This window comes from Candidatus Accumulibacter contiguus, assembly GCF_036625285.1.
Lineage (GTDB): Bacteria > Pseudomonadota > Gammaproteobacteria > Burkholderiales > Rhodocyclaceae > Accumulibacter > Accumulibacter contiguus.
The window spans coordinates 157,422-172,250 of record NZ_JAZKUC010000001.1 but is presented as its reverse complement, the minus strand read 5'-3'; the positions used below and the strand labels follow the sequence as shown (position 1 = coordinate 172,250).

At 60.5% G+C, this 14,829-nt stretch carries 11 protein-coding genes and 1 pseudogene; 2 read left to right on the top strand and 10 right to left on the bottom strand.

All coding sequences use genetic code 11. The annotated features are described in order from the left end of the window. Positions 1-40 precede the first annotated feature (40 nt). The 10 genes and pseudogenes from V5B59_RS00790 to V5B59_RS00745 form a co-directional block, all read right to left on the bottom strand. Complete coding sequence (locus V5B59_RS00790) at positions 41-1,018, bottom strand: NADPH:quinone oxidoreductase family protein (RefSeq protein WP_034912637.1); 978 nt, start codon at positions 1,016-1,018, stop codon at positions 41-43. Between the two features lie 128 nt (positions 1,019-1,146). Continuing rightward, the gene (locus V5B59_RS00785; protein ID WP_248594713.1) at positions 1,147-1,509 is read right to left on the bottom strand and encodes a CBS domain-containing protein; all 363 of its coding nucleotides are present in this window, start codon (positions 1,507-1,509) and stop codon (positions 1,147-1,149) included. A gap of 159 nt (positions 1,510-1,668) precedes the next feature. After that, positions 1,669-2,901, bottom strand: a pseudogene (gene ccrA, locus V5B59_RS00780) (crotonyl-CoA carboxylase/reductase); the annotation flags it as partial. Beyond that, the gene (locus tag V5B59_RS00775; RefSeq protein WP_332352161.1) at positions 2,882-3,883 is read right to left on the bottom strand and encodes an ArgK/MeaB family GTPase; all 1,002 of its coding nucleotides are present in this window, start codon (positions 3,881-3,883) and stop codon (positions 2,882-2,884) included. The pseudogene ccrA and the gene V5B59_RS00775, both read right to left, overlap by 20 nt. A gap of 55 nt (positions 3,884-3,938) precedes the next feature. Continuing rightward, positions 3,939-5,957, bottom strand: a complete 2,019-nt coding sequence (locus V5B59_RS00770) for a protein meaA (protein ID WP_169069584.1) — start codon at positions 5,955-5,957, stop codon at positions 3,939-3,941. A 2-nt stretch (positions 5,958-5,959) separates the two neighbouring features. Beyond that, entirely contained in the window at positions 5,960-7,141 is a 1,182-nt protein-coding gene (locus V5B59_RS00765) for a MaoC family dehydratase (protein WP_169069583.1), read from the bottom strand. 12 nt (positions 7,142-7,153) lie between these two features. Further along, positions 7,154-8,821, bottom strand: a complete 1,668-nt coding sequence (locus tag V5B59_RS00760; RefSeq protein ID WP_169069582.1) for an acyl-CoA dehydrogenase family protein — start codon at positions 8,819-8,821, stop codon at positions 7,154-7,156. Between the two features lie 21 nt (positions 8,822-8,842). Further along, entirely contained in the window at positions 8,843-10,285 is a 1,443-nt protein-coding gene (locus V5B59_RS00755; protein WP_288132500.1) for a DUF6986 family protein, read from the bottom strand. A 96-nt stretch (positions 10,286-10,381) separates the two neighbouring features. Beyond that, positions 10,382-10,885, bottom strand: coding sequence for a hypothetical protein (locus V5B59_RS00750; RefSeq protein ID WP_332351353.1), 504 nt, complete (start codon positions 10,883-10,885; stop codon positions 10,382-10,384). A 141-nt stretch (positions 10,886-11,026) separates the two neighbouring features. Next, positions 11,027-11,884, bottom strand: coding sequence for an FAS1-like dehydratase domain-containing protein (locus tag V5B59_RS00745; protein ID WP_169069580.1), 858 nt, complete (start codon positions 11,882-11,884; stop codon positions 11,027-11,029). Positions 11,885-12,266: 382 nt separating this feature from the next. Between V5B59_RS00745 and V5B59_RS00740 the strand changes: the two genes are divergently transcribed. Together V5B59_RS00740 and V5B59_RS00735 are read left to right on the top strand one after the other, a co-directional pair. Then, a complete protein-coding gene (locus V5B59_RS00740; RefSeq protein ID WP_169069606.1) occupies positions 12,267-13,454 on the top strand; it encodes a CaiB/BaiF CoA transferase family protein in 1,188 nt (395 codons plus the stop codon). A gap of 145 nt (positions 13,455-13,599) precedes the next feature. Further along, complete coding sequence (locus tag V5B59_RS00735; RefSeq protein WP_169069579.1) at positions 13,600-14,829, top strand: CaiB/BaiF CoA transferase family protein; 1,230 nt, start codon at positions 13,600-13,602, stop codon at positions 14,827-14,829.

Genomic DNA, 14,829 nt, shown 5'->3' with positions numbered 1-14,829 from the left:
AAGGACAGGCATTACCACCGGATGACGACAAGTATATATCCTAAGCCATCATAATGACGATTTTGCCCGTAGATTTGCGCGTCACCACTTGATTGAGCGCTTCGACTGCCTGAGCCAGTGGGTAGGTCGCCGAAACATGCGGCTTGATCGCGCCGTCCAGATACCATTGCATCAGTGTCCGAAAACTCTCGGTCATCACCTGCGGATTCAATTCCACATAGGCTGGCCAGTTGACACCGATCACGTCCACATTCTTGACCAGCAGATGATTGGCGGGAATCTGCGGTACGGCGCCGCCCGCAAAACCAATGATCAGGATGCGCCCTTCAAAGGCGATGCTGCGTAGCGAAGCGGTGAATAACTCACCGCCAACCGGATCGTAGACCACGTCGGCACCACGACCGTCGGTGAATTCCCTGATCCGCGTCCGCAGGTCCTCTTGGCCGGAATCAATCAGATGATCCGCGCCGTGTGCGCGGGCCACCTGCAGCTTTTCCGGGCCGTTGGCCGTGGCGATGACCGTCGCCCCCAATTGCTTGCCAATGGCAACGGCGGTCAATCCGACACCGCCGGATGCGCCATGCACCACCAGAGTCTCCCCGGCCCGCAAGCGTGCCCGATGCCACAAGGCCAGATGCGAGGTACCGAATACCACGGGAAAAGCCGCGCCGTGTTCCCAGGACATCGCCGCCGGCATCGGCACACAGCGCTCGATGTCCGCAATGACCTGCTCGGCATAGCCGCCATGCGGCGTCATGGCGATCACCCGATCCCCGATGGCGATTCCGCCGACGCCAGTGCCCAATTCCATCACCTCTCCGGAAACTTCAAAGCCGGGAGTGAAGGGTGGTGCTGGCTGCTTCTGGTATTGGCCACGGGTGATCAGGCTATCAGCGAAGTTGACCCCACAGGCACGGACACGGACACGCACCTGGCCGGGTCCGGGGCGCGGTTCCGGAACTTCATCCAGCCGCAACGCGGCCGGACCGGTGAGTTCATGGCAGACGATGGCTTGCATGGCGGAATAATCTCCATCGTGTCAAAAAAATCCCTTCTCGGCCCCGAGGGATGAGAAGGGAGTTTTGCATTTCCCCCTCCCTGGACAGGGAGGGGACTGGGAAACGCCAGGATTTGACCGAGCGCTGCTTACTCGCCGATGATCTTGCGCACCACGTCGGTCATGGAAAGCACGCCGACCGGCTGATCCTTCTCGGTCACCACCAGGCGATGCATGCGCCGGGCCGTCAGCAGGCTGACCGCATCGCTCAACAGCATGTCTGCGTCGCAGGTCGCGCAACCTGGGGTCATGACTTCCCTGGCCAGCATCGCGCGCGCCTGATCCGGTGTCCGGCCCTGCCGCGCCAGCACCATATCGGTTTGCGATACGACTCCGACAGCCATGCCCTGCTCATCCATCACCACCACCGCATGAATTTCCTTGTCCACCATGATCTTGGCCACGCTGCCGACGGTATCGTCCGGCGTACAGGAGATGATGCCCCGATGCATCAGATCGCGAACCTTGCTGCCATCGTCGGCAATGGTCAGCGCTTCGCCCTCGGCGATGCTCGGCAGCGGTACGGACATCGGATAAGGCGCCGGTGTGGTATGGACATCGCCCTTGGGCAGCGTCGGGTGCACCATCGCCACGGGCGGCTTGCCGCTGGCGCCCAGACCAAAACCGGTAGAGCCGATCAGCACCGACATGTTGCCGTGTGGATGTTTGTTGTCGTGCATCAACTGATGGGCAATCGGTAACTCTTCGTAGGTGAAGGCCCGCGACATGCAGGGATCGAGCTGGCCACGCAGCGCCAGTTCGTTCATCTGGTTGGACTGCTCGGTATTGGCGAAATGCGAGCCTTGCAGGCGCTTCTGCCGCATCCACAGATAGCGCAGATCAACGGTCGCATTATAGCCGGTGGTGCCGGCGCAGACGACCACCATGCCGCCGGTCTCGCAAACGAAGATCGACGTCGGGATGGTGGTTTCGCCGGGATGTTCGAAGACGATGTTCGGCGCCCGCTTCTCGCCCAGCACTTCCCAAATCTTCGCGCCGAAGGAGCGCACGCCCTTCAGCCACTTCGCATAGCCGGCGTTATCCTTCCAGTGCGGGAGCATTCCCCAGTGATCGAAGTCATTGCGGTTGATGCAACCTTTCGCACCCAGCTTCATGCAATAGTCGAACTTGTCCTCGCCCGAGACCATGGCGACCGACGTTGCACCGACCGCCTTGGCGATCTGGATCGCCATCGATCCGAGGCCGCCTGCACCTCCCCAGATCAGCACGACATCGCCTTTCTTGATCGAGCTGGCACCCCAGCCATGCAGCATCCGCCAGGCGGTGGCCGCGACCAGCGTATACGCCGCCGACTCTTCCCAGTTCATGTGTTTGGGCTTGGGCATGCACTGCTGGGCCTGCACCCGGGTAAATTGGGCAAAACTGCCATAATTGGTTTCGTAACCCCAGATCTTGAAGGTCGGCGAGTACATCGGATCGCCGCCCTTCTTGACCCACTCGCAATTGCGGCTGTACTGGCCGCAATGCATCACCACTTCGTCCCCCACCTTGACGTTGGTGACATCCTTGCCGACCTTGTAGACGATTCCGGACGCATCGCTGCCGCCAATATGGAAGTCTTCGGGTTCCCCGCCCTTGTTGCGAGCAGCGATGACATTGACCGGGATGCCCAGTCCCGCCCAGACGTTGTTGTAGTTGATGCCGGCGGCCATCACATAGACCAACACCTCGTCATCGGCGATCGACGGGGTATTGACCACTTCCTTCTGAAACGCCTCTGTGGGCTTGCCAAAACGTTCTGGGCGGATCAGCCAGGCGTGCATTTTCTCCGGGACTTCGCCCAAGGGAGGCTTTTCACCTAGTTCATACAATTGTTTGCTCATCAAGATGCTCCTTTTTGGTTAGACTGCTCGGTTGGTTTACCGAAAAAAATCTGGAGAGAATATGCTTGCGCATACGCTCGTATTCTTCGAACTGATTGAATCGATTTTCGCTCAAGCGCTGGCCAATTTGGGTTTGGCCGCCGGCAAGCTCCAGGCCAAAAGTTCCAAATTCCTCTTTCAGCAAGCGCATTACCCAGGCACTCTGATGGCGGATCCGCAGTTTGTCCAGCAAACCGGCATTGGCAAGAAACTTGCGGTGCCTGTCAAAATGATCGTGAAACGGTTTGATCCCGGTATTCATCGTCGCACTCACCAGACACACCGGATAATCCCAATCCTCCCGGCGATCCTGCCGGGAAGCGCTGCGGCCGATTTCGCTAGCCGTCTTGCGTGCCGGGGCGCCAAGGTCGGACTTATTGACCGCGAAAATGTCCGGAATTTCGATGATGCCCGACTTCAGATACTGGATGGTATCGCCCGAGGCCGGCTGCGCCACGTAACAGACCGTGTCGCCGATCTCGGCAATATCGATTTCGGTCTGGCCGACGCCGACCGTCTCGATCACGACGATATCGAAACAGGCCAACATCAGCCAACTCATCGGCCAGACCTCGGTGGCCACTCCACCCAACTGATTGCGATTGGCCAGCGAGCGGATGAACAGACCCTCATCATGCGACGAGTTCTTGATACGGATGCGATCCCCGAGCAGAGCGCCACCTCCCAACTCGGGGCGACTGGAAGGGTCCACCGCGAGTACCCCGACCGTCCTGCCTGACAAGCGCCACTCGCGAATCATCGCGGAAACGAGCGAGGACTTTCCAGCACCAGGAGGCCCGGTCACCCCGATCAGGTGACCGTCATTCAGCCATCGCTCGCCGGAAAGCGAAGCCAGCAGGCTTGCCGAGCGGTTACGCGCCTCGGCAAGCTTGTTGTCCAGCAGATTCAGGCCACTGGCAACCGCCGCCCGCTCTCCGCGCATGATCCGTACAGCCAACTGCTCGGGATCGGGAAGATTGACTGGAGTCATTGATCGGTCACGGCCGCAAGGCAAACCGTTCGAGCCCGTTGCATTCGCGGATCACGTCCACCATATCCTCCATGATGGCATTCAGATTGAAGTCCTTGGGGGTATAGACCGCGCGCGCACCGAGTGCCAGCAGTTTGTCGGCATCTTCCCGCGGGATGATTCCGCCAGCAATCACCGGCACATTCGCGAGATCGCGCAGGCGTAGTTCCTGAAGAACCGACTCCACCAGTTCCATATGACTTCCGGAAAGGATCGACAGGCCAACCATATGCACCCCTTCCTCCTGAGCCGCCTGGGCAATCTGTTGCGGCGTCAGCCGGATGCCATCGTAGACGACCTCGAAGCCGACATCTCTGGCCTTGACGGCCACCTGTTCGGCCCCATTGGAATGCCCGTCCAGTCCGGGTTTGCCGACCAGCAGCTTGAGCGGGCGGCCGAGCGCGTTGCCCGTACTGGCGACCCGGGTCCTGAGGTCGGTGACTCGATCCTTCTTGCCCAGGACTTCGCGGCTGTCAATGGCGATGTCGATCCCCGTCGGTGGCCTGAACTCGCCGAAAACCGCACGCAATGAATCGCCCCATTCGCCGGTACTGACTCCCGCCAGCGCACAGCGAATCGAACTGGGCATGATGTTTTCGCCACTCCTGGCGGCATCGCTGAGACCCTGCAAGGCGGCCCGAACGTCGGCATCGTTGCGGTTCTTGCGATGCGCCTGCAGCCGCTCGATTTGCTCACGCTCGGCTGCCGGATCGGTCTTCATGATGGCGCCATCGCTGCCCAGGGTCAGCGGCGATTCCGCCGTTTCCTGGAAGCAGTTCACTCCGATGATCTTGAGGTCGCCCGACTCGATGGCGCGCAAGCGGTTCATGTGACTGCCGACCAGTTCGCGCTTGATGTAGCCGGACTCGATCGCGGCAATGATCCCGCCCTGGGCTTCGACATTCTCGATTTCCCTTTTCGCACCTTCGATCAGTTCCCTGACCTTGGCGGCAATGACCGGTGACCCATCGAGAATATCGTCGTACTCCAGCAGATCGGTCTCGAAAGCCATCACCTGCTGCATCCGCAGTGCCCATTGCTGATCCCAGGGGCGTGGCAGACCCATCGCCTCGTTCCACGCCGGAAGCTGGATGGCGCGGGCTCTTGCGCGTTTCGAGAGCACCACCGACATCATTTCCAGGACGATTCTCTGCACATTGTTTTCCGGTTGCGGCTCGGTCAGGCCCAGGGAGTTCACCTGCACGCCATAACGGAATCGACGCAGCTTGGGATCTGCCACCTGGTAGCGGGACAGGGTCAGCTCGTCCCACATCTCGCCAAATGCCCGCAGCTTGCAACACTCTTCAATGAAACGTATGCCGGCATTGACAAAGAACGAGATCCGCTCGACGACCTGCGGGAACGCATCCGGAGCGATTTCACCGGAAGCCTTGACCCGATCGAGAACCGCCATCGCGGTGCACAGGGCGTAGGCCAGCTCCTGAACCGGTGTCGCCCCCGCCTCCTGCAGGTGATAGCTGCAGATATTGGTCGGATTCCATTTCGGTACATGCTTGACCGTGTAATTGATCGTATCCGCGATCAGGCGCATCGACGGACCCGGCGGATAGATGTAGGTGCCCCGCGAGAGATATTCCTTGATGATGTCGTTCTGGGTGGTGCCGCTCAGCCTGGTCGGATCGATACCTCGCCGTTGCGCCAGGCCGATGTACAGCGACAAGAGCCACGCCGCCGTGGCATTGATGGTCATCGAGGTGTTCATCTGATCGAGCGGGATCTGGTCGAACAACTGATCCATATCCTCGATCGACGAGATGGGCACACCGACCTTGCCGACCTCACCCCTCGCCAGGGGACTATCGGCGTCGTAACCGGTCTGCGTCGGCAGATCGAAGGCCACCGATAGTCCCGTCTGGCCTTTGGCAAGATTGGTTCGATACAGGGCGTTGGATGCCCTGGCCGAGCTGTGACCACTATAGGTCCGCATCAACCAGGGCTGATCCCGATTCTTCCGGGCGGTTGCCATGACTATCTCCTTTTTCTGATCAAGAGACGTCTCTCGATCTCAAAAATCTTCTGATCAATCTTTTCCTTGCCCAGGTCTTTCTTGTCGTTTTCCTTGATGAACAGGTCCTCGCCATAGCGGGAAAAAGCGTTGGACGCCGTGATGTTCTTGACGCCAATCAACTGGAAAGTGACGATGCCGAACTTCGCGCCCAGTTCGCCCGGAGCATATTCGGCAGCCAGCACCCGCGACAGGGCTGCAACGGTATCGCCAGCAATCGACGGCTGGGTGTGATAGCCCTCGGTAAAACCGAGTTCCCAAATGCTGTTTTCACTGACATCGCGACTGGCCAGGCCCTCCAGCCAGGCGAATACCAGGCCCCCATAAACAATCGGATCACCGCTCATTTTGCCCGACAAGCCGGAACTGAAGACCCGATCGAAATGCAGCGGATGGGTATTGCCCACCGCATAGGTCAGCGGCAGATGCTCGTCGGTGATCGTTCGGCCGTTGGCATGAACGATGATGTCGCCAACGGAAAAATCCTCGAACCAGGAATTGGGGCCGGTCAATCCGGACGGAAGCGGTTCCGGGAAGTCCGGCAGAAAAACCTCGGCCTCGTCGACCCAGGGGAAAGCCGGCATCACCGCAGCCGCCGGCAGGGGGGTGGTTGATGGACGGTCTCCCTGGCCGGCAACCATGATTTTCCGCTCGTACTGCAGGACCACCTGGTCGTTCTGGTTGATGCCCAGGGTCCGGATGGTCACGATACCCGGTTTGCCGGCACCGCGCTCCTTGCGGTCGATGACCTTGGTCAGCGAGCGAATGCTATCCAGCTCATGAACCGGCCGCAGGTACTGGGCATCGTAATAGCCGAGATTGGCCATCGCCTTTTCCGAATCATTCTGCACACCCAGCGAGAGAACGACATTGAAGACCATCTGCGGTGAGGCCACCAGACCCGCGAAGCCGCTGGCCCTGGCATACTCCTCATTGAGGTAGAGCGGATTGCACTGCATGTAGGTCCGGGCAAAGGCCTCCATCTGGGCACGGAGGAAGGTGAAACCACGCGGGTGAACAAACACCTGCCCCGGCACGAACTCCTCCAGATAGCGGCCATAGTGCGGATAGCGGACTTGCTGCACGTCCACCTGCACTTTGGCGGCCAGTTCGGCCTGTGGTCGGAAACGAATTGCCTGCGACATGGAATCCTCCTGTTACACCGCATCGATGAGAGAGCGGGCGATCACCTTCAGAGCCAGCGTTTCTTCGGCTCCCTCGAATATCGACAGCACGCGGGCATCGAGGAAATAACGGCTGACCGGCGACTCCTCGGCATAGCCCATGCCCCCATGAATCTGCATCGCTTCGCGGGTGAGCCACTCGGCCGTCCGGCAGGTGAACAGTTTCACCATGCTGGCTTCCATCTGCCCCTGACCCTGATCCATCAAACTGCCCACGGCGTAGGTGAATTGGCGGGAAACGGTCAGCAGCGTCGCCATGCGCGCCAGCTTGACGAGGGTGAGCTGAAAATCGCCGATCGGCTTGCCGAATGCCTTACGTTCCTGGGAATACGAAACTGCCCGTTCGAAAGCGGCCTGCATGACACCAATCGCACGCGCAGCCGTCTGAATACGCCCGCCGGCAAATCCGGCCATGGTGAAGTAAAAGCCTTTTCCTTCGCCCGCCGGCCCACCCACCAGATTTTCATCGGGGACAAAGACATTGTCGAAGAAGACCTCGTAGGAATGCATCCCGCGATAACCGATGGTCGAAATCGCCCGGCCGGTCAATACACCGCCCTGTGCTTGTCGATATTCGAAGTCGTGCCCTTCATACGAGTCCTTTTCGACCAGGAACATGCTGAGCCCCCGATGGCCGAGCGAACGGTCCGGATTGGAGCGCGCAAGAACCAGGAGAAGTCCAGCCTTGCCAGCCATGGTGCACCAGGTCTTGACGCCGTCGAGGATCCAGCCGCCATCGCACTTGCTCGCTTTGAGGCGCATGGCGGCGACATCGGAACCGGTATCCGGTTCAGTGACGGCAATGGCACACAAGGGATCGCCCAGTGCCACCTGGGGTAGCCACTTTTGCCGCTGCTCTTCGGTTCCCCCCTTGAGCAGGGCGCGGCTGAGGATTTCCGGACGCGTGATCAGGCTACCCGCTGCACCGAGCGAGCCGCGCGAGAGCTCCTCGGTGACCACGATCATCCCCATGTTATCTTCATGATCGTCGCTCTGGAGACCACCATAACGCTCGGGGATCGACAGGCCGAAGCAACCCATTTCGGTCAGTGGATCGAGTATCTCCGGTGGAATGATCCGGTCTTCCCGATGGATCTCCTCGGCCAGAGGCATCACCACGTTGGTAGCCAGTTTGCGGAACGTGTCCTGCATCATCGTGGCGTGATCGTCGAGCAGGTAGGCACCGCTGGCGCCGTTCAAGGCAATGACCTCCCTGCCCAGCGCTTCCAGATTGCCTGCATCCAGTTGCTTCTGGCAGAAACGGCTGAGAGCCGAAGAGTCCAGGTCCGCCAGATCGGCGTCGTTCAGACCGAAACTCTGCGGTCGCGCCCGCAAACGATTGTGGATGTTTTGCAAGGCCTCGGCACAAAAAACCCGGGCCATCCGCTCTTCCAGGCAGACGCCATCGCCCGTTGCGGCGGCCGCTTTGCGCGCATATTCGGCCGCAAAGCGTGCCGCGGTCGATTCGGCGGCACACCAGGCCAGATCGAAGCTGGCCATCTGGTGCTCGTCCAGTTTCTCGTTCGAGACTCCCTTGCCGCCGACGCATTGCTGCTTGATCCAGGTCAGTGATTTCCTGATCACCGAATCGGCTGATTCGAGATACGGTAATGCGCTCATGTCGCTCCTGAGCTCAGTCATGGTTCGTTCCCTTCCTGGTGGCTACTGTTTGGCCCGATTATTGACAATGCGCACAAACGAACGCGAACGCAACTCGTCCAGGGTGATCCCTGTCGCCAGAACTTCCTGCTCGGTGATCGCCCCGCACGCCATTCCCCGCAGGAAGAAGTTCAGCAGGCCCTGGCCTGTCGCCGCATCGTCGAAGGTATTGCCCACCAGCGTCGCCTGGGCGGCCTTGTTCAGGAATGCGTTCAGCCTGGCCGAGGCATCCTGCAGGCCGCTGAGGAAGAAGGTATCGACCGCCGCATAGCGCACCGGCAACTGCCCCGGATTCAGATCCCAACCCTGATAGTAGGCATGTCGCATCGAGTGCATGATGTTATCGTAGTGCAGCTTCCAGGCAGCATGCACGACGGCGCGATTCTCGTCCATCTGCTGGGCGGTCAGCACTGCGTCCCTGGCAGCCTTGTGGGGTCCGATCGGCATGCTGGTGGTCGCACCGTCGCTGATGGTGATGCCGGTTCCGGCGAGGCTGACCTGCAACACATGGCGGGCAAAATCGCAGGCCGGATGAGTATGACTCTGGTGTGCCGCCGTGATGTTGCACGAGGCCGTGTAATCGTAGGTTCCGAAAATCGCCGAGCGGCAACGGCCACCAGCAGCAGCGACCAGCAGCGGCACCGTGTTTTCCCCCCGGTAATTGATGATCGACTGAGTGGTTTCGATCATGATCTCCATTCTCAGGGAATCCTTCGCAAAGCCGAGTCGGGCTTCGAGATTCTCGAGAATCCTGGCGCAGGTGGAAACCTGCGTCGCGGTGACCACCTTGGGGAGCGTGACGATGAAATTCTGTGGCAATTTGCCACCGGTTTTCTCGGCCAGGCGGGTCAGGAAAATGTCCAGGGTACGAATCGAGCGAACCTTGCACTCGTCCGAAAACGTTTTAATGCGAATACCGATAAATGGCGAGAGCAGATTCTCGCGCATGCCTCTGGCGACTTCATCGGCCGCCGCGACGGCATGGCCGTCTTCCTCATCGTCGGGACGATTGCCGTAACCATCCTCGAAATCGATGCGGTTGTCCTCGATCGGCTCGGTCTGCAGCTTTTTCAGCACCCGGTTGAAGACCGTGTAAGCCAGCCAGGCCGCCGGTTTGACCCCGCGCACCTGCTCGGGATTGCTTTCCAGTGCACGCGTCAGGCTTTCCTGGTAGATGGGGTTCGTCGGCAGTGTTTCCGACCCCGGCAGACCCAGAACGCGGCCAAACACCAGGTAGTTGGGCGCATAGGTGTCGAGAGTCTTGAGCGCCACTTCACCCAATTTGGCAGCAAAACCGGCCTTGAACAGATTGGCACCTCCGTAAACCGTGTGCACCGGCTGCCTCTCAAAGGAGTCCGCAGGGTAATCGGACTTGAAAGCTGCATTGGAATCGTGCAGCTCGCTGCAGTAGGAATTCATTTCGTCGTGGGTCAGCGTGAGCTTCATGTATTGCCTCCGAAATACGTTAATCGTTGCTCAAAACACACATTCATCATTGCGTATGCAAATTTCGAAACATCCCAACAGCATGGCTGGGTTCCATCAACAGTTCAAGCAGACCCCGGAGTCAAGACGACGGACGACGGCTTCAATGGGGTGGTTGATTCGCCGACCGATCACCTGGCGGTGGTCGATGAGCGCTACAAGGGGCGCGCAGGCATGGGCCGGGCGGATGCCGGAGTGATCCGGGCTCCAGACCTGGTTGGGCTCGACCAGGAGGACGCCAGGGGGCAGGCAAGGAGAGGAATTGTGTTCAGGGAAGGAGCGGGCGGAGTCTGGCCCTGGTGCTCCAGCGGCCAAGGGCATTGGCCGCAGCAGACAGGTAATCCGCCGGCGATTGACCGCCTGGCCCACCCTCCTGCGCGTGCCACGGAAGAGGTGCCGGGGATCATCCCAGGAGAGCAGTCGATGGTGCAGCAGATCGCTTGCATCGGCCAGAGAATGCCAGAGCTGCGCATGCATCGAGGCACGCACCAGCCCCGCCCGGACGCATTGCTGCACGACAGCCATCGCCTCCCCCTGGTCAATCCACTCCCGCCGAATCACCACACGGCGCCATGAGATTCTAGCGCTTCACGAGGTTTCCCCGCAAGATCGATTATGGGTATTTATCAAGGAAAGATGCGAGCAACGCCTGCGGAAACGGTCACGGCCTTCACGACCGAGTGCCTGGAAAAGTCATGACCCTTAAAGCGGCGCGAGCTCGACACTGGCGCTCATCGCCGTTACGCCATCGGGCGCTTGTGCCTCAAGGGAGCATTGCCTTTCATTGAGCGTGGTGCAGACGATCCGAAACGGTGCCAGGTCGAAGAGCGGCGCCAGTCCCCGGAAGCTGAATTCCTGCACCGGCCGTGCCACCTCCCGACGAAGCAGTTCCATCAGCAGCACTGCGGTCAGCGGTCCGTGCACCACCAGGCCCGGATAGCCCTCTTCTTCGATCGCATAGGGACGATCGTAGTGGATCCGGTGCGCATTGAAAGTCAGCGCAGAGAAGCGGAACAGAAGTCTCGGGTCTGGCGTCACGATGCGTGCGCAGGCGTTTGCCGGTAACGGCGGCCAGTCGAGTACGCGCGGACACGCCAGCGCTGGCCCCGGTTCGCGATAGACAATGTCCTGCTCTTCCTCGACACACAGTCGGCCATCCTGATAATAGCAGTAGAGCACCGACACAAAGGCCAGGGTGCCGGAACGGCCCGATTTCAGCCGGATATCGCGAATGAGCGCGACACGTCGTGCCGGCTGGCCGATCCGCAGCGGATGATGGAAGCGCATACGCGCGCCGGCAAACATCCGCCTTGGATAGGGGATCGGGGGCATGAAACCACCGCGCTGTGGATGTCCATCGACGTCGAGCAAGGCCTGCGGCGCCCTGGGCAGAAAATAGAACCAGTGCCACAGCGGAGGCAGTGCGCTCCCAGCCTCCAGAGCGGTCTGCGTGTCATCGAGCATCGCTGCCGCTGCCAGCGCCGCTGTCGGGCTCAGGTCGTCGTCAGTGGTCTCCTGGCGGCCAATCCACTCTGCGTAGTCTGCTGTCACTTCGCTCATGCAAATCATCCTTTCCGGGTTTCCTTGAACGGTCCTGCAAGTAGCGCACAGCATACGGCCAAACGCAAGTTGACGCACATGCGAGGTGCCAATTCAGGGCAATCCTCAGATCTTTGCGCCAGGGAAACGGATTTGCTCCTATACTGTTCCGCTGGCGTCGGTGCCGTGCCTGTTTCGAGTCAGGGCCTTGAGCGGTTTTCCGGCGAGCTTGTCTGGGGATACAGCAATGAAAGAGGGAACGGCTTCGACGGAGTCCGCACCGCTGCGGTCTGGACTTGCGGGCAACGCGGAGGGAACACCGACAGGCGATCATTCCGCCAGCAAGCAGTCGCAGCAGGACGATGCGGATCAGGATCGCTCGACAGAGAACGACAAGCTGCCGATGAGCGGCCTGCGCATCATCGACGTAGGCACCTTTCTCGCCGGTCCATATGCGGCGTCGATTCTTGGCGAGTTCGGCGCCGAGATTCTGAAAGTCGAGCACCCCATCGCCGGCGATCCGATGCGCCGTTTCGGAACCGCGTCGAAGCGGCACGATGCGACGCTGGCCTGGCTCAGCGAAGGCCGCAACCGGAAATCGGTCACCCTCGATCTGCGCCAACAGGAAGGTGTCGATCTGTTCCTGAAGCTGGTCGCCAAGTCGGATGTACTGATCGAGAATTTCCGCCCCGGCACGATGGAGGAATGGGGACTCGGCTGGAACGAGTTGAGCAAGGCCAACCCGGGCCTGGTGATGCTGCGCGTCTCGGGCTACGGACAGACCGGCCCGTATCGCAGACGCTCGGGTTTCGCGCACATCGCGCATGGTTTTGCCGGACTCTCGTACCTCGCCGGTTTCCCTGGTGAAACGCCGGTGGTTCCCGGTACCGCACCGATGGGGGATTACATGTCCAGCCTCTACGGCGCGATCGGCATCCTGCTGGCACTGCGCCACCGCGAGGCGACCGGACAGGGCCAGATCATCGACATCGGCATTTACGAGGCGGTGTTCCGCCAGATGGATGAGATTGCCGCTGCGTACGGTCTGTTCGGCAAGGTGCGCGAACGCGAAGGCGCCGGCAGCTTCGTCGCCGTTCCGCATGGCCACTTCCGCACCATCGACGACAAATGGGTCGCCATTGCCTGCACCACCGACAAGATGTTCGAACGCTTCGCTGCGGTGATGGGCAAAGCGGAACTCGCGGCTGCCGATTGCTACGGCAATCAGCGCAAGCGCCTGGCAGCGCGTGACGAGGTCAACCGGATCGTCATCGAATGGGTTGGCTCGATGCCTCGCAGCGAGGTCATGAAGCGGTGCATCGACGGCGAAGTGCCGATCGGCAAGCTCAACAGTATCGCCGACATCTTCGAGGACGAGCATTTCCAGGCACGCGGCAACCTCGCCCGTCTGCAGGAAGAGGGTCTGGGTGAAGTCGTGATTCCGGGTGTCGTGCCGACTCTGTCCGAAACGCCGGGCAGGATTTCCAATCTCGGGCCACCGCTCGGCAACGCGACCTATGAGGTCCTGCGCGAGCTGCTCGGGATTTCGGCACAGGAAATCAAGCGGCTACGGCAACACAAGATCATCTGAACGGTCATGTCTTTTCCAGACATCCCCCGATCATGAAAGTCATGACCGTTTCCCTCTCTCCCAACCCCTCTCCTGCGAGTGGAGAGGGGAGCTTGCCGAGTCGCTGGCGCGACTTTCATATCAACGGGCCCTCGCGAGGATTCCCATGACCACCACTGATCCCGCCGGGTCCCGGCTGCCACTTGAGGGCATTCGTGTCATCGATGCCGCAACGGTCATCGCCGCACCCTACAGCGCCACCATCCTGAGTGAATTCGGCGCCGAGGTATTGAAAGTCGAAAACCCGATCGGCGGCGACCCGATGCGTTATTTCGGAACCCCGAGCAGGCGCAAGGATACGCTCGCCTGGCTCAGCGAAGCACGCAACAAGAAATCGGTGACCCTCGACCTGCACCTGCCCGAAGGCGTCGAACTGTTCAAGCAGCTGATCGAAAAGTCGGACGTGCTGTGCGAAAACTTTCGGCCCGGCACCCTCGAAAAATGGGGCCTCGGCTGGGAGGTCCTGCGCGAGATCAATCCCGGCCTGATCATGCTGCGCGTCACCGGTTACGGCCAGACCGGCCCTTACCGCGACCGACCGGGTTTTGCGCGGGTCGCGCACGCGGTCGGCGGCATCGCCTTCCTCGCCGGCATGCCGAGGGGAACTCCGGTGACGCCGGGGTCGACCACCCTTGGCGATTACCTGACCGGACTCTACGGTTGCATCGGCATTCTGATGGCCTTGCGTCACCGCGAGCGCACCGGCCAGGGGCAATATATCGATGCCGCCCTGTACGAGTCGGTGTTTCGCTGCACCGACGAACTGGCACCGGCCTACGGCATGTTCGGTCGGATTCGCGAGCGGCACGGGCCAAACCATAACGACTTCGCCTGCCCGCACGGCCATTTTCCGACCAAGGACGACGGCAAGTGGGTGGCGATTTCATGCGTCACCGACAAGCTTTTCGAGCGCCTGGCGATGGCCATGGGACGACCCGAACTGGCCGCAGCACACGTCTATGGCGATCAGAAGACGCGCCTCGAAAACCGCCATGATGTGAACGAAATCGTCCGTGACTGGTGCGGTTCGCTGCACCGCGATGACCTTCTCAACCGCTGCTTCGCTGCCGGCGCACCGGCTGGCCCCTTGAACAGCATTGCCGACATTTTCGGCGACCGGCAGTTCCACGCCCGTCGCAATCTGGTGGCCATCGACGAGCAGGACATCGGCGAGACGGTCATCGTTCCCTCGGTGCTGCCACGCCTGTCGGTCACGCCGGGCCGCATCAAGCACCTGGGTCCACGGCTCGGGCAACATACCGACGAAGTGCTCTCGGATCTGCTCGGCCTTGCCGCAGACGAGATCAACGAACTGCGCAAGAAGCGCGTGATCTGA

Bases quoted from the DNA above. Each gene is read 5' to 3' on its own strand.
- V5B59_RS00790 (WP_034912637.1), bottom strand. From the start codon at position 1,018: ATGCAAGCCATCGTCTGCCATGAACTCACCGGTCCGGCCGCGTTGCGG.
- V5B59_RS00785 (WP_248594713.1), bottom strand. From the start codon at position 1,509: ATGCATCGGGGCATCATCTCCTGTACGCCGGACGATACCGTCGGCAGC.
- V5B59_RS00775 (WP_332352161.1), bottom strand. From the start codon at position 3,883: ATGCGCGGAGAGCGGGCGGCGGTTGCCAGTGGCCTGAATCTGCTGGAC.
- V5B59_RS00770 (WP_169069584.1), bottom strand. From the start codon at position 5,957: ATGGCAACCGCCCGGAAGAATCGGGATCAGCCCTGGTTGATGCGGACC.
- V5B59_RS00765 (WP_169069583.1), bottom strand. From the start codon at position 7,141: ATGTCGCAGGCAATTCGTTTCCGACCACAGGCCGAACTGGCCGCCAAA.
- V5B59_RS00760 (WP_169069582.1), bottom strand. From the start codon at position 8,821: ATGACTGAGCTCAGGAGCGACATGAGCGCATTACCGTATCTCGAATCA.
- V5B59_RS00755 (WP_288132500.1), bottom strand. From the start codon at position 10,285: ATGAAGCTCACGCTGACCCACGACGAAATGAATTCCTACTGCAGCGAG.
- V5B59_RS00745 (WP_169069580.1), bottom strand. From the start codon at position 11,884: ATGAGCGAAGTGACAGCAGACTACGCAGAGTGGATTGGCCGCCAGGAG.
- V5B59_RS00740 (WP_169069606.1), top strand. From the start codon at position 12,267: ATGAGCGGCCTGCGCATCATCGACGTAGGCACCTTTCTCGCCGGTCCA.
- V5B59_RS00735 (WP_169069579.1), top strand. From the start codon at position 13,600: ATGACCACCACTGATCCCGCCGGGTCCCGGCTGCCACTTGAGGGCATT.